This window comes from Erwinia sp. JUb26 (assembly GCF_003751505.1).
Classification (GTDB): domain Bacteria; phylum Pseudomonadota; class Gammaproteobacteria; order Enterobacterales; family Enterobacteriaceae; genus Erwinia.
The window spans coordinates 342,531-360,910 of the sequence record NZ_RJVB01000004.1 but is presented as its reverse complement, the minus strand read 5'-3'; the positions used below and the strand labels follow the sequence as shown (position 1 = coordinate 360,910).

Annotated in this window: 15 protein-coding genes; 3 read left to right on the top strand and 12 right to left on the bottom strand. The window is 58.3% G+C overall.

All coding sequences use genetic code 11. The features are described from left to right. Nucleotides 1-281: 281 nt before the first annotated feature. On the bottom strand, nucleotides 282-1,253 hold the full coding sequence (locus tag EC836_RS13170) for a ParB family protein (protein ID WP_123333764.1): 972 nt from the start codon (nucleotides 1,251-1,253) through the stop codon (nucleotides 282-284). A gap of 8 nt (nucleotides 1,254-1,261) precedes the next feature. After that, nucleotides 1,262-2,455 (bottom strand): AAA family ATPase, encoded by a 1,194-nt coding sequence (locus EC836_RS13165; protein ID WP_123333962.1) that lies wholly within the window; start codon nucleotides 2,453-2,455, stop codon nucleotides 1,262-1,264. A gap of 764 nt (nucleotides 2,456-3,219) precedes the next feature. Between EC836_RS13165 and EC836_RS13160 the strand changes: the two genes are divergently transcribed. Continuing rightward, a complete protein-coding gene (locus EC836_RS13160; RefSeq protein WP_123333763.1) occupies nucleotides 3,220-4,248 on the top strand; it encodes a RepB family plasmid replication initiator protein in 1,029 nt (342 codons plus the stop codon). 509 nt (nucleotides 4,249-4,757) lie between these two features. On the opposite strand, the gene EC836_RS13155 is transcribed toward EC836_RS13160, so the two are convergent. Then, nucleotides 4,758-5,633, bottom strand: a complete 876-nt coding sequence (locus tag EC836_RS13155) for a substrate-binding domain-containing protein (protein ID WP_123333761.1) — start codon at nucleotides 5,631-5,633, stop codon at nucleotides 4,758-4,760. Between the two features lie 351 nt (nucleotides 5,634-5,984). Further along, nucleotides 5,985-7,073: an oxidoreductase gene (locus EC836_RS13150; RefSeq protein ID WP_123333759.1), complete on the bottom strand. Its 1,089-nt coding sequence runs from the start codon at nucleotides 7,071-7,073 to the stop codon at nucleotides 5,985-5,987. 174 nt (nucleotides 7,074-7,247) lie between these two features. Here EC836_RS13150 and EC836_RS13145 point away from each other — a divergent pair, with 174 nt between their 5' ends. After that, nucleotides 7,248-8,312 (top strand): sugar ABC transporter substrate-binding protein, encoded by a 1,065-nt coding sequence (locus EC836_RS13145; RefSeq protein WP_123333757.1) that lies wholly within the window; start codon nucleotides 7,248-7,250, stop codon nucleotides 8,310-8,312. Nucleotides 8,313-8,361: 49 nt separating this feature from the next. Beyond that, a complete protein-coding gene (locus EC836_RS13140) occupies nucleotides 8,362-9,567 on the top strand; it encodes an LVIVD repeat-containing protein (protein WP_370347753.1) in 1,206 nt (401 codons plus the stop codon). A 166-nt stretch (nucleotides 9,568-9,733) separates the two neighbouring features. On the opposite strand, the gene EC836_RS13135 is transcribed toward EC836_RS13140, so the two are convergent. The 8 genes from EC836_RS13135 to EC836_RS13100 form a co-directional block, all read right to left on the bottom strand. Next, entirely contained in the window at nucleotides 9,734-10,576 is an 843-nt protein-coding gene (locus EC836_RS13135; protein ID WP_123333753.1) for a VOC family protein, read from the bottom strand. A gap of 43 nt (nucleotides 10,577-10,619) precedes the next feature. Beyond that, complete coding sequence (locus EC836_RS13130) at nucleotides 10,620-11,723, bottom strand: alkylhydroperoxidase domain protein (RefSeq protein WP_123333752.1); 1,104 nt, start codon at nucleotides 11,721-11,723, stop codon at nucleotides 10,620-10,622. Further along, a complete protein-coding gene (locus EC836_RS13125; protein ID WP_123333750.1) occupies nucleotides 11,720-12,751 on the bottom strand; it encodes a putative FMN-dependent luciferase-like monooxygenase in 1,032 nt (343 codons plus the stop codon). Before EC836_RS13125 ends, EC836_RS13130 begins: the two co-directional genes overlap by 4 nt. Next, complete coding sequence (locus EC836_RS13120) at nucleotides 12,748-14,370, bottom strand: ABC transporter ATP-binding protein (protein ID WP_123333747.1); 1,623 nt, start codon at nucleotides 14,368-14,370, stop codon at nucleotides 12,748-12,750. The genes EC836_RS13125 and EC836_RS13120 overlap by 4 nt, the downstream gene beginning before the upstream one ends. Beyond that, entirely contained in the window at nucleotides 14,367-15,227 is an 861-nt protein-coding gene (locus EC836_RS13115; RefSeq protein WP_123333745.1) for an ABC transporter permease, read from the bottom strand. Before EC836_RS13115 ends, EC836_RS13120 begins: the two co-directional genes overlap by 4 nt. Further along, the gene (locus EC836_RS13110; protein WP_123333743.1) at nucleotides 15,224-16,168 is read right to left on the bottom strand and encodes an ABC transporter permease; all 945 of its coding nucleotides are present in this window, start codon (nucleotides 16,166-16,168) and stop codon (nucleotides 15,224-15,226) included. Before EC836_RS13110 ends, EC836_RS13115 begins: the two co-directional genes overlap by 4 nt. Nucleotides 16,169-16,179: 11 nt before the next feature. Beyond that, nucleotides 16,180-17,808 carry a TIGR04028 family ABC transporter substrate-binding protein gene (locus EC836_RS13105; RefSeq protein ID WP_123333741.1) on the bottom strand — a complete coding sequence of 543 codons (1,629 nt, stop codon included), beginning with the start codon at nucleotides 17,806-17,808 and terminating at the stop codon, nucleotides 16,180-16,182. Between the two features lie 114 nt (nucleotides 17,809-17,922). Continuing rightward, nucleotides 17,923-18,369 (bottom strand): helix-turn-helix domain-containing protein, encoded by a 447-nt coding sequence (locus tag EC836_RS13100; protein WP_123333740.1) that lies wholly within the window; start codon nucleotides 18,367-18,369, stop codon nucleotides 17,923-17,925. Nucleotides 18,370-18,380: the final 11 nt, after the last annotated feature.

Sequence of the window (18,380 nt, the reverse complement as noted above, 5' to 3'; positions counted from 1 at the left end):
TTCTTTGAGGGTTTGAGGGTTTGAGGGTTTGAGGGTTTGAGGGTTTGAGGGTTTGAGGGTTTGAGGGTTTGAGGGTTTGAGGGTTTGAGGGTTTGAGGGTTTGAGGCAGTGAAATTGTGGAGATTTCACCGTGAAATTCAAAGTGAAATTCCTTTCAAAACAGATGATTAATAGTGAAATTGGTGGGGAGAAAGGTGTGAAATTCAAGAGGGAGGAAATCAGTGATAATCCCCTGCATCGTTAGCCTTTTCTGTCGCCACCAATGCAGGGAAAATAAAGTATCAGCCCTTCAAATGCTTTGCCAGCACCGCAGCAATAGCGCTGTCGATGGCGCCCTGCAGATCGGTTGGCAGGCGATTGAACTCATAGCTGAAGGTGCGTCCACGGGTTTTCTTACGCGCATAACGGTTCTTATCGCTGAAGTCCCAGAGCGGCGTGGTGACAACTTTATCCTTTTCAGGAGTCATCACCAGTAAGGCGGCTTCCTTCCTGATCTCCGCGATGATTTTATTCTTCACTTCATCTTCCGCCAGCGACGACTGAGCACGGATGCTTTCCACCGAACTGCCAATATTATCCAGCAGTTCCGGTATCGAAATATCCATGCTGGTCAGCATCTCTTCCGCAGCGAGCAGATTTTTATAATCGCCGTAGGTCAGCTCAGACTGTACCGGGAAAATCGACAGCAGCTCGGCAGACACGCTGGCGGCCTGCAGTGCGCGGGTCACCTTCGCCTGCGACAGATTTTCATCTTCGGCGATCTCTTTCTGCGTCAGTCCGCTTTCCTTCAGCGCCAGCAGACGAAGGCCGACTTCGCGGATGTTGTGTTCGCGCGCGGTCTGAATGTCCTGCGCCAGATTCCGCGCTTCGGCAGCGGTCAGGGGCACATCCGTGACCAGCACATCAAGCCCGACGTTACACAGGATAGCGGAAGCTCGGCGGCGCGATCCGTCGAGGATCTCAATCGTCTCGCCTTTACGCACGCCAATCGCCGGGAAAAATTGCTGCAGCCGCAGCGTGCGCGTTATGCCTTCCAGGGATTCAGGCGTCAGCGCGGCCTGGTCACGGCCGTTGGTTTCCTGAACTACAAAGGTTTTGCTGGCAACATCCGCTGCCGCGACGGTAACGCGGGTAAAAACGGCTTTTTTGCCTGATGACAGCGTAAAGATCTGTTTGACCGGTTCTGCCTGCGGTTCGCTGTTGAGTACCGGCGCACTGAAGGTACGCCCGATAGTATTTCGTTTAATGTTCATCAGGCACCTCAGTTAATGCGAATAAATTCAATACGATCAAAGACCGCTTTGGCAAAGTCTTCGGCTGCGGCGCGGGCGTTTTTTAACGCCTCGCTGCTGCCGATATAGGTTGCCGGGTTGGCAGAAATAACGGTATCGAAAGATTCGCCGCAGCGTTCGAAGCCGTCAAGGCGGGGCAGGGCAACGTCCAGCATATCGCCGCCGAAAATCTCTTTTGCCAGGCTGTGGCAGACTTTGTGATCCGGTTTGTTGGACAGTTTGGACATAAAACCAATGTTGCCCAACAGACGGCAACCGCAACCGGACGACTCAATAATGTTCACCAGCTCTGGCAGACGCGTGAGGTATTTTAGCGTTGAATGAAAATCAACCTGTGCCGGTGGCACCGGGGTCATTAACAGATCCGCGGCGGCGATGGCATTTTTCAGAAACGCATCGAGGTGCGGCCCGCTGTCGACAAAAATAAAATCATAGTCCGACTTTAATTTATCAATGACGTTTTCCCGCAGAACGGCGTGAGGATTCTGGCCAGGCAGATGTTCACTACACAGACCCTCCCAGCCGGAAGCAATAAAGGCATCGTCAATCGAAGCGGGCAGAACGTCAACGCCGGGTACAACCGAGCTGACGATAAACTCTTCCAGCAGTTCTTCACGACTGACGTTCTGCAACATGGCTTGTGCGGAAGTCGTTTCCACAATACCCACAGCTCTTGTGTGGTTAAGGAACATCGTGGCAGAAGACTGTGGATCGAGATCGATAACCAGAATGCGTAGATCTTCAAACAGCAGGTGAGGGTGGGCACGCATGGCATGCGCCAGTGACACTGTGGAGACGGTTTTTGATACGCCGCCTTTCAGGTTGCCGACGAATACGGTCAGCGCTTCAGCATGACGGTCACGGTATTTAGGTACACCACGGTGCTGATAGATATCCACAATGTTCTGGAGAGTCATCGCATATTTGGTTGAGGAGCCGGCTGCGCGTTTATCAAACATATAACCGCTTTCTTCCATTTCGCTGACGGCATAGTCAACGTTGGCGCGGGTCAGTTTGGGCAGTTTTGCCAGTGCGGCTTTGGCGTAGACCTGAAAGTACTCGTTCTCACGCATTTCTTCTTTCTGTGCCTGAATGTGTTCAGTCAGCGAAGTCAGCATTTTACCTGCCCGCTGAGCGATTTTTTCAGTCTGATGCGAATCCATATTCATCAATGTCTCCACTTATGTAGCTTATCGTCTTAAAATCAATAATCCTACATACGAAGAGAATTATCAACATAAAGGTGGCTTTTATCTCTAAATGGATGGATGAAAGAAATGATCGTTGTATTAGTCATATCCACGCCGTATTTGTGCATTTTTTCCCCGTTATTCACAGGCCAGATCCAATAATTAGATCCTCAATAGATCATAAATAGATCCAAGAAGATCCCCGCACCCGTCTAGGCCTCGTCCTGTCTGGCCTGAGACCCGATCGTTATCCACTGTAAGGAGTAAAACAACCGCTACAGGGAGTAAAATAACCGCTGTAGTGAGCGGGTTAACGGCTGAAGAGAGTGGATCAAAACCACTGTAGTGAGGAGAGGGGAAATATCACGGTGAATAACCTGATTTTGTGCAGAAATGCGCCGCTTGCGGGTTGTTAAGTGAGCAGGTCAATCCGGATCCGCATTTACCGGATCTTATCCACATTTTTCAGATCTGAAATACCGTAAATTTATCCACTGCTTAGATCCAGTAACAAGATCCAATAAGAACCTTATTAGAACCATAAAGATCCCTGCATGCGCTCAGCCCGCGCCCTGCCTGCTCCTGGAAGGGGTTGTTATCCACTGTGGGGAGCAAACTAACCACTGTGACGAGTAATAAAACCTCTGTAGTCAGTAGAACATCCGCTATAGTGAGTGTTAGTATCCACTGTAACCAGTAATCGCGATCCTCGCCTGTGAGTTTACGGAATGTAAAAAATGCCGGATAAAGATCCAGAAAACAAAATGATAGCCGACGCTTTCAGTGAAACGGATAAACGCACCGGCGAAGTTATCAACCTCACGCCTAATACCAACAATACCGTGCAGCCCGTAGCGCTGATGCGGCTTGGGCTGTTTGTTCCCACACTGAAATCCACCGCGCGCGGGCGCAAAAATCAGATGTCGACGATGGACGTCACGGAAGAGCTTAAGCAGCTGTCGATCGTTAAGTCGGAAGGCTATGAGAATATAAAGATCACTGGCGCCCGGCTGGATATGGATAACGACTTTAAGACCTGGGTGGGGATCATTCACGCGTTTGCTAAATACAAGGTGCTGGGAGACAGCGTAACGCTGCCATTCATCGATTTTGCCAAACTCTGTGGGATACCCTCGGTCAGGTCCTCTGCGCGTCTCAGAAGCCGTCTGGATGCGTCTCTGACCCGCATTGCGACCAACACCATTGCCTTCAGCAGCAAAGAAGGGGAGTACTACGTGACTCACCTGGTTCAGTCGGCAAAATACAGTACCAAAAATGACTCCGTGACCCTGCAGGCGGATCCGAAGATCTTTGAGCTCTATCAGTTCGATAAAAAGGTGCTGCTGCAGCTCAGGGCGATTAACGAACTGTCGCGTAAAGAATCCGCACAGGCGCTCTACACGTTTATTGAGAGCCTGCCGCCGTCACCGGCACCGATCTCCATGGCCCGCCTGCGGGCAAGGCTGAATCTGACCTCACGAACCATCACCCAGAATGCCACGGTGCGTAAGGCGATGGAGCAGCTGAAAGAAATCGGCTATCTCGACTATACGGAAGTGAAGCGCGGCAAGGTGGTGTACTTCGTTATCCACTACAGGCGGCCCAAGCTGCGCCCGGCGGATATCCCTCTCAGCCTGCCCGATCTCGGCGAAGATGAGTTTGATGACATCCCTGACAGCGCCGAGAAAGAAGGGGAGATGGTGATGCTCTCCCGGGAAGAACTGGAGCTGCTGGAGAAAATCCGCAAAGGTCGAAAACCGGATTAAGTAACCACTGTAGAGAGAAGATCGTCAATTCATCATCCACTGTAGTGAGCGATCCTAATCCCGCCCATCGGTAACCACCACTGTAGAGAGTAAGGCAACCACTGTAATGAGTGGCGGTACTCCCTACAGTGGTTATTCTGCGACGCCCTGGTAACCACTAACCTGCAACGCCTTGTTTTCTGGCATGTCAGTAACCACTAACTTTGTTGTTCACGCACTGTATACCCCACTTCTTTCATCAGATACTCATCACAGTGGATAGTATTCTCACCGCAGTGGTTATCTGCTCATTGCAGTGGTTATCACTCTCTACAGTGGTTAATGCTCTCTCCAGTGGTTATTTCAGCGTACTTCTCTCTACAGTGGATATCCGGAGAGGATCCTCTTACTACAGTGGTTGTTTAAGGGATCTTTGGTCAGGATCACGTTCAGCGCCAATAAAAAAGCCAGCTCGCGATCGATTGCGGGCTGGCTTACAGGTAAAAAGATCGTGACGCCGTTGGTCAGGATCAGTGGCGGATGGCGCAGCCGCACTGAGACGGTTCACTGAACGTTTCGCGACTCAGGTGAGAGTGACGGACTTTCAGTTCACCGTGACGCCATGCGCCTTCCGTCTCGCTGCGGTTATCCAGCAGGCGCCCGAGCGCTTCGCCAACCAGCAGATCGCTGCGCTGTGACAGGCTGGTAAGGTGCCAGGTCGCGGAGTGCGCTTCGCTGGTGTCACCAGAACCGACAACGCCAACGTGGACCCGTTCGCCAAAGTCACGTACCGCCTGTAGGGCACCAAACGCCAGTTCGTCGTTATCACAGAACAGGGCATCGATGCGTTCGGAAGCCCAGGTTTGCTTCAGGTAGGCCAGCGTGGCGCGCCACGCGTGCTCACGATCGAAGCCGCCGGCGGTCAGCACCTGTTTGACGGACTGATGTGATGCCGCCAGACCTTCGCTATAGCCCGTTTGCTGCGGCAGGGGCGTGGAAGCCTGCGCCTGAAGATAGCCGAAACGGGAATAGCCCTGTGAACTCAGCAGGCGGGCAACCTGCTTCCCGGCGGTGTGGCCATCAACGCCGATGCTGTCTGTGGCAGCGTCAGGCGCGGCAGTGCCGATATAGATGGCCGGAACCTGCGGCAGACTATCGGCGACAATGCGCAGTTCGTCACTGCAAAGAGAGGAGAGGAAAACCAGCGCGTCGGGTTTCAGCTGTGCCGCGCTGCTCAGCGCAGCATGCAGGCCGTCGCGTGAGTTTACGTTGAGCAGCAGCGTGACGCAGCCGCGCGCGTTTAGCTGACGGCTCAGCTCGTTGAGCAGGGTAACGGTGTAGGGGTTGGTAAATTCATCGCTGACCACGCCGATAATTTTGGTTTTATCTTCACGGGGCTGAGCCATATCTGTTCTGTCCTTCATCATGGTTTACTCGTTAGGCTTGTGACGGGAAAGTCGCGCTGACAGAATAGCAAAAAATGCCCTGTACTCCATGCCTCATTGCGCGGCGGGCATTCAGTGACATTGTCACGCACCGTAAGCGGATTCGTCTGAATTATCGGTGATAAAATCGGCCACGGTGTGGATCCGTCTCTGGCCGTTTAGGGAAATAAAAAACTCATTACCTATCAGTTTGTTAATGAGTTTTACATGGTGTTTCTTCTCAGGTTCAATACAGTTACTCACTGAATTATCCCCTGATTCTGTGGATAAAAATCGAGTTTACCGTGCGTAAAGATGAGCCGACTGTCCGTTTTACTGTCCTAATGACTCAACGTAGAGGAAGGCTGCACGCAGGCTTTCCGGCGTAACGGGAACCGGCAGGGCATGGATAGATTCCTTCGGTCGCAGGGTATGCGCGATCACCGGATCGATCTGTGCCGGATCGTTGACGTCCACGCCCAGCGCCGCCAGCGTGGTCGGCAGATTAAAGCGCTGATAGGCCGCAATCAGCTGACGCGTGGCGGCCTCATCCGACAGCAGCGCGCACTGTACGAGAATGCCGTAGGCCACCTTGGTGCCGTGCAGATACTGTGCGGTCTGCGGCAGAATAGTCAGGCCGTTATGCACCGCATGCGCCGCGGCAATACGCGTAAAGCGCTCTCCGAGGCCGCCCACCATGCCGCCCCCGGCAATAATGGCGTCAATCACGTCCATGAAATCCTGGCTCAGCTCACCTTTCTGCTGGTCTGCCAGCGCGGCTTCACTCTGTGTCAGCAGCACGTCGCGCAGGGTGGCGGCGGTATCAATCCCCAGACGCACGGTCAGCGGCAGTTTGCTCGGCTCGGGTGCCAGCACCACGGCCTCATACCATTTCGCCAGCGTATCGCCGATCCCGGCCAGCAGATATTCCACCGGTGCCTGCAGCAGGACCTCCGGCTCCACCAGCACCAGGTGATTCGCATCGTTGAAAATTTCATAGTGCGAGGCCTGACCGGCGGCGTTATACCAGACCGAAAGCGGCGTCCAGGCGGCGCAGGTGGCCGCGATGGTCGGGATGGCAACGAACGGCAGATTCAGTCGGCGGGCCAGCGCCTTGGCGGTATCGAGCAGCGCACCGCCGCCCACGCCAATCACTACCTGACGGTCGTCACCGGCGGCCAGAGCCAGCTCGGCCAGATCCGGGTCAGTACAGTGACCGCCGTACTGGAGATGGCGAGCCCCGTTCTGCGAGAAGGCCGCAGGCAGGAACGGGCGTGCGGCATGAATGGCCCGCTCGCCGTAAAGCCAGACGGCCTGTGAAAGCTGCGATTCAGTGTAGAAGTCGGTCAGACGCGCCAGCGCGCCGGGATGGGAATAGTAGTTAGCGGGGCCGGGAACGACCTGAATTGCGGTAATGTCCATGATAATCCTTAGCGTTTCTTTGCCTCTATCCTGCTGTAGAGCCTTTGCCACAGGCTAATACTTTTTTTATAGTTACTTATTCCTTTTACTTCTTTGTCAGTCAGTTACAGGCATGAAAAAGTGACATATCGTGCCGTTTATTCTCCAGTTTACTTTTTTACACAGGGATCTCTGATGAAACCAATTTTTTCCGTACTGGCGCTGTTAGTTGCCAGCGTTCTGCCCGTTCATGCCGCCACGCCGACTCCGGTACCGGAGAAAATTGCCAGCCACGAGGGCCCGGTGCGTATCGCCGTGATCCGTAATCTGGGTTCAGACGATAACACCACCCAGTTTGTACAGGGCGCGATCCAGCAGGGTAAAGCGCTGGGCTTTAAGGTCAGCACTTTTTTAACCAACGGTGACGATGCCAAATTCCAGGACTTCGTAAACCAGGCGATCAGCCAGAAATATGACGGGATCATTCTGTCGCAGGGCCGTGCGCCGTACGCCGCGCCGCTGATTAAGAAGATCGTCGACAGCGGCATTGCGGTATCGGTGTTTGATACCTCCGTTGACGGCACCATTCCGGGCGCAACCGTGACCCAGCAGGACGATGCCTCCCTGACCAAACTCTCCTTCGGACAGCTGGTGCAGGATCACAACGGCAAAGCCAACATCATCAAACTGTGGGTTGCCGGTTTCCCACCGATGGAACGTCGCCAGGCGGCCTATAAACAGCTGCTGCAGGAAAACCCGGGGATCCACGAGCTGGAATCCGTCGGTGCCGTTTCCTCAGATGTGCAGGGTGATACCGCCAATAAGGTGGGCGCGCTGCTGGCCAAATATCCGAAAGGCAAAGTGGATGCGATCTGGGGAACCTGGGACGCCTTCAGCCAGGGCGCGATGAAAGCGTTGAAAGAGAATGGCCGTACCGAAATCAAACTCTACAGCATCGACGTCTCCAACCAGGATCTGCAGCTGATGCGTGAAGCTGGCAGCCCGTGGAAAGTCACTGCGGCGGTCGATCCAAAACTGATCGGTGCCACCAACGTGCGCCTGGTCGCGCTGAAGCTGGCGGGTGAAGCCACGCCGGACAGCTACGAATTTAAAGCTACCACCATTCCGCAGGCGCTGCTGGCAGCCCAGCCTGGTCCGGTTAACGTCGCGGGTCTGAGCAAAATTATCCCGGGCTGGGGCCAGACCGAAGACTTCGTTGCGCCGTGGTTCGCCACCCTGGAAGCGAAATACAAAAAGTAAGGACGAGATCGTGTCAGACAGTTTACCGACCCCGGAATTCAGCCGGAACATGCGCCTGATTGGTCACAGCGACCAGGGCGGACGACCGGACGGTGTGCAGGTGATGGTTCACCGTGGCTATGCCTACGTCGGCCATATGGTCTCATCCGGCTTTTCGATTATTGATGTCCGCGATGCGAAAAATCCCCGGCCTGCGGGCTATATTGCCGCGTCGCCGGGAACGTGGAATGTGCATCTGCAGGCGCATGACGATCTGCTGCTGGTGATCAACGCCCGCGATCTGTTTGCTGACGCGCGTTTTGCCGATGAGAAGGTCTATTACACCCGCTCGGTGGGGGAGACGGTCAGCGATGTGCAGGATAAGGGCTGGAGCGCCGGCCTGCGCATTTTTGATATCTCGACTCCCGATCGCCCGCGTGAAATCAGCTTCCTGCCGCTGAACGGCATCGGCATTCACCGCATCTGGTACGTGGGCGGCCGCTGGGCCTATGTTTCCGCACTGCTGGACGGGTTTACCGACTATATTTTCCTGACTATCGACCTCGCCAATCCGCAGAAGCCGGAAGTGGCCGGTCGCTGGTGGCTGCCGGGGATGAACGCCGCAGAGGGCGAGCAGCCGGACTGGCCGGAAGGTAAACGCTATGCGCTGCACCATGCGATTATCAGCGGCGATACCGCCTACGGCAGCTGGCGCGACGGCGGCCTGACGCTGCTGGACGTCAGCGATCGCAGCCAGCCGACGCTGATCAGCCACCGCAACTGGAGCCCGCCGTTCGGGGGTGGAACGCATACCGCGCTGCCGCTGCCGGATCGCGATCTGCTGGTGGTACTGGATGAAGCGGTGCTGGATAACCAGGAAGACGGGGAGAAGCATATCTGGCTGTTTGATATTCGCGAACCGTCCAATCCGGTCAGCATTTCGACCTTCCCGCAGCCGGGTGAAATCGACTACGTGGCGAAAGGGGCGCACTTTGGTCCGCACAACCTGCATGAAAACCGCCCGGGAAGCTTTGTCAGCTCATCGCTGATCTTCGCGACATGGCAGAATGCGGGCGTGCGCGCCTACGACATCAGCAATCCGTATCAGCCGGTGGAAACCGGTGCGCTGGTGCCTGCCGCCCCGGCGAAAATGATGGATACCCGCCCGGGGCGCCCGCAGGTGATCCAGTCCTGTGATGTGTTTGTGGATGCCGCAGGGATTATCTACAGCACCGACTATAACGGCGGGCTGTCGATTATCGAGTATCTCGGCTAAGCACCGCGTTTTACTCACGGTCGAAATTAAACAGCGGGCAGATGCCCGCTTTTTTATAACAGGCTCAGGCTATTCTGACCTGCCTGACCTGCCTGACCTGCCTGACCTGCCTGACCTGCCCGGTCAGCGCGACGTATGATGCTGCACTGAGCTTTTGCGGGGTGGTTTACTGCGTAAATCGCAGGGCGAGTTGGAAAGCATGTTCCGCATCAACGCGAACGCCCTGGCGATCCTCATGGAACGGAATACCGCTCTGAGCCAGGCTGTTCTTCACCTGTTCCAGCGAGGTGCTGTGCAGGCTCAGCGCCACCATTCTGGCCGTGCCGTTGTAGTCGTCCGGCAGCGTGCCGAACTCGGCTTTCGCCGCCTCCGTCGGCACAAAGCGTATCCGCGCGACGCCTGCATCGATCACCCGCTCACCGCTTGCCGTTTCCTGCAGCGATACGCAAGGGAACAGCTGAAGATAAACTTCGGCGGCCTGCCCGGGATGGTCTGCGGCGACAACGAATTCGCGGATCTGCGTCACGCCGTTTGGATGTGCCTGCCAGTCTTTCTGCCAGACCGCGTCTGGAGTCAGATGCTGGCAAAAGAAGCTGCGCCCGTTCGGCACGCGATCGGCATGCAGCCTGACGGTACGAAAGCGGGCTTCCGTTTCACTGCCGTCAGGCAGGGTGACCGGGCGGAAAAAAGACCCCGGCGGCGTATCGGCCAGCTGCAGCTGTTGCAGATGCTGGTAAACCGCATCGGCATCGCTGGTTTTCCATACCAGCCCGGAAAGGCCGATCGGCGACTGCCACAGATCGCGGCGCAGATTGCCGCGTTCCGGCTCATAGCCCAGCAGTTCAAGGTAGTTATTGTTGAAAATCGCCAGGTGATTACTTGAACCGAGCGAGTGGTGACCGCGTGCGGTGAGCTGGAAGCCGAGACGCTGAAACAGCGCAGCCGCCTCATCCAGATGCGGGCCAACGTTGATCACCACGTGATCCAGTGCAGGTTGCGGGTGTGACATTTATCGCTCCTGTGAAAAGGGGAGCGTGCGCTCCCCTGTCAATTCAGACGGTTTCGGTATACGGCTCGCCGAGGGTCAGCATCAGGCGGTTGGCCCAGGCGAAGAACGCCGTAGACTGGATCAGATCCACCAGCTCCAGCTCGCTTAGCCCCTGTTCGCGCAGTGCAGCCAGATGCTTAACGCTGGCCGTTGGCGGCGTGGCGGAAAGTGAAGCGGCCAGGTCGATCAGCGCCAGCCAGCGCGGGGACTGTTCCACCGCCAGCGGCTTACCGGGGGCGGTATCAATCAGGCGCTGAACGTCCTCCGGCTGTTTTGACAGCTGCGCGGCCTTGCGGGCGTGAACCGAGGCGCAGAAGATACAGCCGTTAACCTTGCTGGCCACGGTGGCGGCCAGCTCACGCTCCTTGCGCGGCAGCCCGCCGGAGGTGAAGAAGATGCCTTTATCGGTCAGCGTGCGCTGCTCCAGCAGCGGCAGGTTGCGGGCCAGCAGGCGGAAGTAATCGGAATCGGTGTGACCGAACTTGGCCAGCGTGGCTTTTTCCAGCGCGTTGAACTCGGCCAGCGGTTTGGCTTCCAGCCACGGTTCCCAGCCCAGCTCTTCGCGCGTAAAGGCCGGTGGGGCATTTTTCCCGCTCAGGGTCTGCGGTTCGGTACGCCAGGCCGCCGCGGTAACTGGCAGGGCGCTGGCCGCCGAACCGTTTTCGCCGTTCAGCAGGCGATAGCCGCGTAGCAGACGGCTCTGGAAGCTGATAAACGCCACCAGCTGGGAGAGGGTCACGATGGCTTCTTTACTCCATCCCGCCTGTTCCAGCGCCTGCAAATGGGACGGTTCTGCGCTGGCCGGTTTAAAGGTCAGCAGCTCGGCGTGTGCCAGCGAGGACGCCAGCCGATCCTCTGCCGGAGTGGTGGTAATCCGCCCGGCATAGTGCGCCGCCAGCGTTTCCTCGCCGTGCCAGCGGGCAATCTGCTCTGCCAGAGTCAGCCGTAAAGACAGCGGGAAGTCGCCTGAATCATTGCCGCTGAACAGTACGTCGTAGCTGCCCTGCGTATGCGCGGTGGCGGCCTCGCGGGTCAGGCGGGCTTCCGCCAGCGGGCTGTCTGCCGCAATGTCGGCCAGTTTTTGCAGTAAATCCTGAGACTGAGTCATACGGTTTCCTTGTGGTTCTGTGCGCTAACGGCCTGTCGCCAGCCCAGTGCCGGGGCGACCTCGGTGGCCAGCAGTTCGATAGAAGTTAAAATGTGCTGATGCGGCGGATCGATAGAGTGCACCTGGAACGAAATGTCGGTGACGCGCGGCAGGGTGCTGTCCCTGCGCAGCGAGGCTGCAACCTGTTCCGGCGTACCGAGGTGGGCATCAAAGGCGGTAATATAGTCATCCAGCGTATCGCCCGGCACCACATGTCCGGCGGCACGGTGCTGTTTCGCCTGCTCGGTGAGTCCCGGCAGGGCCAGGCGGCGGGCTTCATTACCGTCGCGGCTAACGAATGCGGTGCGCGAGGCCAGAATGCGCGGTTCTACGCCGGAAGGCAGTGCCTCCAGATAGGCATCGATCAGCGGATTCTGAATAGCATCCAGCGGCAAATCCGGCTGACCCGCCGGGCGCGGCTGGGTGCGCGACAGCATCAGTCCGTGACCGGCAGCCCCGGCCCGGGCGGCTCCGGCAACCGAGAACGTGGCCTGCCACAGGCGATCGGCCAGCTGCGGCGCGGCAGGATACAGGCGGTTATCCTCATGGGCCAGCGGCGCATTGCCCCAGGCCTGCAGCAGCGTGTCCAGATTGGCGGAGAAGGCCTCGGCGCGCCGATCAAAGGTCAGATCGAACGGCAGGAAAGAGGTCGGCGTGCCGCCAGAACCCAGCCCCAGCTCCAGGCGGTGATCGCTGAGCAGATCGAGTACGGCGGCATCTTCCGCCACCCGCAGCGCGTTTTCCATCGGCAGGGTGATAATCGCCGTGCCCAGGCGGATGCGCGAGGTCTGCGCCGCCACGCTGGCGAGGAACAGCAGCGGGGAGGGCAGACCACCCTCGTGTTCATGAAAATGGTGCTGGGCGACCCAGGCGGTGTCAAATCCCCAGCGTTCCGCATGCTGAATTTGCAGCGTGGCCAGGTGATAGCGTTCCTGCGCGCTGGTTTTATCCAGCAGGCGGGTGAAAAATCCAAGACGTTTAGCGGTCATGCGGTGTCCTTAGCGCGAGTCAAAACGGGGATCGCGGCAATCAGTTCGCGGGTGTAGTCGCTGGCGGGGCGATTAAACACCTCGGCGGTGTTGCCGTAATCGATCTGCTGCCCGGCACGCAGTACGGAAACGCTGTGCGCCAGCTGCCGTACCGTAGCGAGATCGTGTGAAATAAACAGATAGCTCAAACCCAGTTCCTGCTGTAGCTGCAGCAGCAGGCTGAGGATCTGCGCCTGAATGGTGACATCCAGCGCCGACGTAGCTTCATCCAGCACCAGGATCTGCGGGCGCAGGATCAGTGCGCGGGCGATGGCCACGCGCTGGCGCTGTCCGCCGGAAAGCTCATGCGGTTTGCGGTCCAGCAAGGCAAGCGGCAGCGCCACGCGGGTCGCTGCTTCTTCCACCCGCTGGCGGCGTTCCTGCTGGCTGAGCGGTTCATAGTTCAGCAGCGGTTCTTCAATCACCCGATACAGCGTCTGCGACGGGTCGAGCGAGGCAAACGGGTTCTGATACACCAGTTGGATCTTGCGGCGCAGCTGGCGCAGGGCTTCGCCGCGCAGCGATGAGGCATCAATACCGTCAATCACCACTCGGCCGCTGTCCGCCTGCTGGAAGCCAAGCAGAATGCGGGCGAGGGTGGTTTTCCCCGATCCGGATTCCCCGACCAGCGCATGCGTACTGCCGCGCTGTACGCTGAACGACACGTTGTTCAGCGCCTGGAAGCCTTCGCCCTTGCCGAGGGAGAAATACTTATTCAGGCCGATGATTTCCACCGCCGGCTGGGAAAACTGCGGCTGCTGAGTCGGGGCGAAACTGCCGCCGGTCAGCGCAGGCGCATCGGCGAACAGCTGCCGGGTATAGGCATCCTGCGGCGAATGGACAATCGCTTTCGCGCTGCCCTGCTCGCGGATTTCACCGTGGCGGAACACCAGAATGCGGTCGGAACGCGCTGCCGCCACGGCCAGGTCGTGGGTGACAAACAGCACGGCGGTGCCCGATTCACGGCGCAGTTCATCGATCAGATCGAGAATGCGTTTCTGCACGGTGACATCCAGTGCGCTGGTCGGCTCATCGGCGATAATCAGCGCCGGCTTCAGTGCAATGGCGATGGCAATCAGCACCCGCTGCTTCATGCCGCCGGAAAGCTGATGCGGATACTGCTGCGCACGCTGTTCGGGATGCGACAGCCCGACGCGCTTCAGCAGCGCCACCACGCGCTCGCGGCGCTGCTGGCGTGATAATGGTTCATGCAGCAGCAGGATCTCTTCCACCTGCGCACCAATGGTTTTCACCGGGTTCAACGAGCTGCCTGGATCCTGCGGGATCAGGCTGATGGCGGCGCCGCGAATGCCGTCCAGCCGCTTCTGCGACCAGTGGGTGATCTCCACGCCGTTCAGCCAGATTTGCCCGGCTTCCCGCACCGCATTTTCCGCCAGCAGGCCAATAATCGACTGCGCGGTGGTGGTTTTACCGGAGCCGGACTCGCCGACCAGCGCCACCACTTCGCCCCGCTCCACGCTGAACGACACGTTGTGGATCACGCGTTTTTGCTCACCGCCGCTGCGGTAGGCGATGCTCAAATTGCTCACCCTGAGCACCGGCTGGGTCGATTCGCTCATCGGCGGCCTCCTGAATAATGATGGCTGATGCGGTTGGCGGCCAGTACCACCAGTACCACAACAATCCCCGGGAAGGTGGTGAGCCACCAGGCGGTAGAAATATAGTTACGTCCTTCGGCGATCAGCAGGCCCCACTCCGGGGTCGGCGGCGGGGTGCCGTAGCCGAGGAAGCTGAGCGTGGAAATTGCCAGAATGGCGCTGCCAAACTGCAGCGCGGAAAACGCCAGCACCGGCGTCAGCGAGTTGGGTAAAATGTGCCGCCACAGCACCGCGAAGAACGTGCCGCCGCTGCCGTAAGCCGCCTCAACGTATTCGGAGTGGCGCACGCGAACCACCTCAGAGCGGGCGAGGCGGGCGAAGTTGGCGATGGAGGTGATCCCCACCGCAATCGCGGCGTTAACGGTGCCGAAGCCGAGCAGGATGATAATGCTCAGGGAGAGCAGCAGGCCGGGAATCGCCAGCAGCACGTCCACCAGCCGCATGACTACGCTTTCGCTGCGCCCGCCCAGAGCCCCGGCGATCACGCCGAGCAGCGTACCCACCGTCAGGCCAAGCGCCACGGCCACCAGCGCGCCGCTCAGCGAGTGGGATGCGCCCCAGACGATACGCGCATAGAGATCGCGCCCCAGCTGGTCGGTGCCGAGCCAGTGACCGGCCTGCGGTGCCAGGCGCTGCGCTCCCGCTACGCCTTCCGTGGCGCTCCAGTCGGTAAACCATCCCGGAAACAGCGCCCAGAGAATGGCGATGGCGATTGTCAGCCAGGCCAGCATAAGCCCCGGACGGAACTGCCGTGGCAGGATGTTACGCCAGTGCAGACGGGTGGTTTTGTGCGTGCTGTTCAAATCGGCGAGGCTCATGATGCCGCCCTCTGATAGTGCTTAAGACGCGGGTCGAGTAACGGAGAGAAGACGTCGACCAGTAAATTGATCAGCACAAAGCCGGTGGCGGAAATCATCACGATCGCCTGCAGCACCGCCACGTCCTGATTGTTGACGGCCTGCTGGGTCAGCTGGCCCAGCCCGCTGAGGCCGAACACCGTTTCGGTGATCAGCGCCCCGGCAATCAGCTCGCCTAACAGGAGACCGGCAATGGTCAGCACCGGCAGTAGCGCATTACGCGCCACGTGATGCCACAGTACCCGACGCTGGCTGGCACCCTTGGCGCGGGCGACGGCGACAAACGGCTGGGTCTGCACCTGGTCAATGCTGCGGATCAGGATCTGCGCCAGCGGCGCTGAAATCGGTACCGCCAGGGTAATCACCGGCAGGATCAGGCCGACCCACTCGCCGGGGTTGATCACCGGTATCCAGCGCAGCTGGAAGGAGAAGACCTGAATCAGCGCGATCCCCAGCCAGAAGGTGGGGATCGAGATAAACAGGGAAGGCAGCGACTGCAGCGCGTTACGCAGCCAGCGCAGCCCGGTGAGGCTGGAGCTGAAGGCAATCACCACCGCCAGCAGCGTGGCCAGCACAAAGCCCGGCAGCGCCAGGCGCAGCGTGGCCGGGAAGTTTTCGGCCAGCAGTTCGCTGACCGGCACCCCGGCCTGCACGGAGAAGCCAAAGTCTCCGCGCAGCATATTGCCAAGGGAATGCAGATACTGCTGCCACAGCGGCGTGGTGGCCCCGTAAGACTGGCGCATCTCTTCTATCTGCGCCGGGCTCAGTCCTAAATCAGGGTTCTGAAATTTAATCAGAATCGCATCGCCGGGCAGCACCTGCAGCAGTACAAAGGAGACGGTAAACGCCACCCACAGCACCAGCAGAGCCTGTCCCAGTCGCTGAGTGAAATATCCCGTCATTGCCGTTTACCTCAGTGTTTTTCCAGCCACGCACCGTAGAAGCTCGGGCGGCCCACGGCTTCAAAGGTCAGACCCTTGAGCCACGGCGCGCTGGCAAACACCTGCGGCTCTTCAAAAATCGGAATGTTATAGGCCTGCTCAATCAGATAGCGCTGCGCATCGCCGGTCAGCGCCAGGCGTTTTTGGGCATCGGTTTCGGCCGCGATACCTTCAAGAATGCCGTTGAGCTTGTCGTCGCGGAACGCTTTCACCAGGCTGCTGGAGCCGCCTTTCTGCAGCAGGCCATCGCGGTTGGTCGGATAGAACTGGCTTTTCACCACGTCCGGATCGGCGCGGCCCACTTCGGTGACGGAAATCGGGGTTTTCTGCGGATCGAGGTTATCGACGGTTTTACTGCCCGCATCGCCCGCTTTCACCGCCAGCGAGACGCCGACCTGTTTCCACTGCTGTGCCACCAGCTGTAGCACCTCTTTATTCTGCGGCTGCGGCAGGGATTCATACACCGTCAGCGCCAGCTTCTGGCCGTCCTTCTGGCGGATACCGTCGCTACCCGCTTTCCAGCCCGCTTCGTCCAGCAGCTTGTTGGCCAGCGCCGGGTCAAACTTCAGCTCGTTGCTGAGGTCAACAAAGCCCGCGGCCGAGCTGGCCAGCACGGACTTGGCCACCGGATAGTTAGGCGAGAACAGGGTATCGACAATCTGCTGGCTGTTGGTGGCGTGCAGCAGGGCTTTACGCACCTTCACATCGGCGACCAGCGCGTTATCCGGGCGGAAGCTCAGGCTGTCATTAATGCCGCGCGTGGGTGCCGCATAGATGGGGAAGTTCTGCTGTTCAGCCTGTTTTTCATCGTAGGCCTGCACCTGGCGAATGGCACCGGCCTGGCCCGCCAGCAGTGCACCGATGCGCACGCTGTCTTCTGGGGTAACGATAATTTTGATCGCGTCCAGGTTAGCACGGCCCTGCTGTGAACCGTTCTTTGGTCCCCACTGATAGTCTGGGCGGACCTTCAGATCCACCTCGCGGCCCAGCTTCTCATCGCTGACCACAAACGGACCGGAACCAATGATGTGGCGGGCGTCGCCCAGCGCCTCAAAATTACGTGCCAGCGTGCTGAGGGAAACCAGACCGGAACCGATGGTGGCGGTGCCCTGCAGGAAGCCCGGCGACGGTTTTTTGAAGAAGAACTTCACCGTCAGCGGATCGACCACTTCGCTATGGTCATAGTTGTTGATCACTTCCGAGACCGGCAGGCGCTGGGCTTTATTGCCGAGGCCGTAGGTATCAAAGTTTTTCGCAACCGCACTGGCGTCCAGTGGTGTGCCGTCCGAGAACGTCACTCCCGGGCGAATTTTAAAGGTGTATTCGGTTTTATCGGCGTTGCTGCTCCAGCTTTCCGCAATCCACGGCTCCACTTCCAGCGTTTTCGGGTTCTGCCAGGTCAGCTTATCGGTGATCTGATTCAGGATGCCGCCGTTGGGATAGAAACCACCGGCAGGCGGATAAAGGTTGGTATGTGCCTGCTGCTCAAGGTAAACCAGCGTGCCGCCCTGAACGGGTTTATCGGCGGCCTGTGCGGTAATTACCCCGGAAAATAACGCCAGTGCGCCAGCAAGGGCGTTGAGGCGGAAAGTTGTGCGCATGAAGAATTCCTTTATTGTCAGTTTGTTTTATCTGCTGAGGATAAATATCAATCCTGACAAGGGGTTTGGTGAACCAAGGAATTCATCTAGCTATTTGCGTTTTTTGCATAAGGCTCAGTCGAGCTTTTGCACCCGGGTCATGTCCGGGGTGATTTCGTCACCCTGCTGGTTGAGGATCCGCAGGGGGGAAAGCGTATGCCCGCTGGCGGTTTCAAGCAGTTCGGAATGCGCTTCGCCCGCGCCGAACAGCTGATTCTCGCCAAACTGTCGCAGCGCTACAATTAGCGGAAAGGTCGCCAGGCCGCGATCGGTCAGCACATATTCCTGCCAGGCGGTGCCGTCCGAGGCGGGCTGCACCTTGAGCAGATCGGCTTCCACCAGTTTCTTCAGGCGGTCAGCCAGAATATTCCGTGCCACGCCCAGCCCGCGCTGAAACTCGCTGAAGCGCCGACTGCCGTCAAAGGCATCACGCAGGATCATCAGCATCCAGCGATCGCCGATCAGGTCCACGGTGCGTGCCACCGGGCAGGGCGAGTGGCTGAATGGGGTCCGCTCCGTCATCGTCTCATCTC

What these genes read in the sequence shown, in the direction of transcription:
- EC836_RS13135 (WP_123333753.1), bottom strand. Translation starts at nt 10,576, where the DNA reads ATGTCACACCCGCAACCTGCACTGGATCACGTGGTGATCAACGTTGGC.
- EC836_RS13120 (WP_123333747.1), bottom strand. Translation starts at nt 14,370, where the DNA reads ATGAGCGAATCGACCCAGCCGGTGCTCAGGGTGAGCAATTTGAGCATC.
- EC836_RS13105 (WP_123333741.1), bottom strand. Translation starts at nt 17,808, where the DNA reads ATGCGCACAACTTTCCGCCTCAACGCCCTTGCTGGCGCACTGGCGTTA.
- EC836_RS13125 (WP_123333750.1), bottom strand. Translation starts at nt 12,751, where the DNA reads ATGACCGCTAAACGTCTTGGATTTTTCACCCGCCTGCTGGATAAAACC.
- EC836_RS13155 (WP_123333761.1), bottom strand. Translation starts at nt 5,633, where the DNA reads ATGGCTCAGCCCCGTGAAGATAAAACCAAAATTATCGGCGTGGTCAGC.
- EC836_RS13115 (WP_123333745.1), bottom strand. Translation starts at nt 15,227, where the DNA reads ATGAGCCTCGCCGATTTGAACAGCACGCACAAAACCACCCGTCTGCAC.
- EC836_RS13140 (WP_370347753.1), top strand. Translation starts at nt 8,362, where the DNA reads ATGCGCCTGATTGGTCACAGCGACCAGGGCGGACGACCGGACGGTGTG.
- EC836_RS13145 (WP_123333757.1), top strand. Translation starts at nt 7,248, where the DNA reads ATGAAACCAATTTTTTCCGTACTGGCGCTGTTAGTTGCCAGCGTTCTG.
- EC836_RS13165 (WP_123333962.1), bottom strand. Translation starts at nt 2,455, where the DNA reads ATGGATTCGCATCAGACTGAAAAAATCGCTCAGCGGGCAGGTAAAATG.
- EC836_RS13150 (WP_123333759.1), bottom strand. Translation starts at nt 7,073, where the DNA reads ATGGACATTACCGCAATTCAGGTCGTTCCCGGCCCCGCTAACTACTAT.
- EC836_RS13110 (WP_123333743.1), bottom strand. Translation starts at nt 16,168, where the DNA reads ATGACGGGATATTTCACTCAGCGACTGGGACAGGCTCTGCTGGTGCTG.
- EC836_RS13130 (WP_123333752.1), bottom strand. Translation starts at nt 11,723, where the DNA reads ATGACTCAGTCTCAGGATTTACTGCAAAAACTGGCCGACATTGCGGCA.
- EC836_RS13170 (WP_123333764.1), bottom strand. Translation starts at nt 1,253, where the DNA reads ATGAACATTAAACGAAATACTATCGGGCGTACCTTCAGTGCGCCGGTA.
- EC836_RS13100 (WP_123333740.1), bottom strand. Translation starts at nt 18,369, where the DNA reads ATGACGGAGCGGACCCCATTCAGCCACTCGCCCTGCCCGGTGGCACGC.
- EC836_RS13160 (WP_123333763.1), top strand. Translation starts at nt 3,220, where the DNA reads ATGCCGGATAAAGATCCAGAAAACAAAATGATAGCCGACGCTTTCAGT.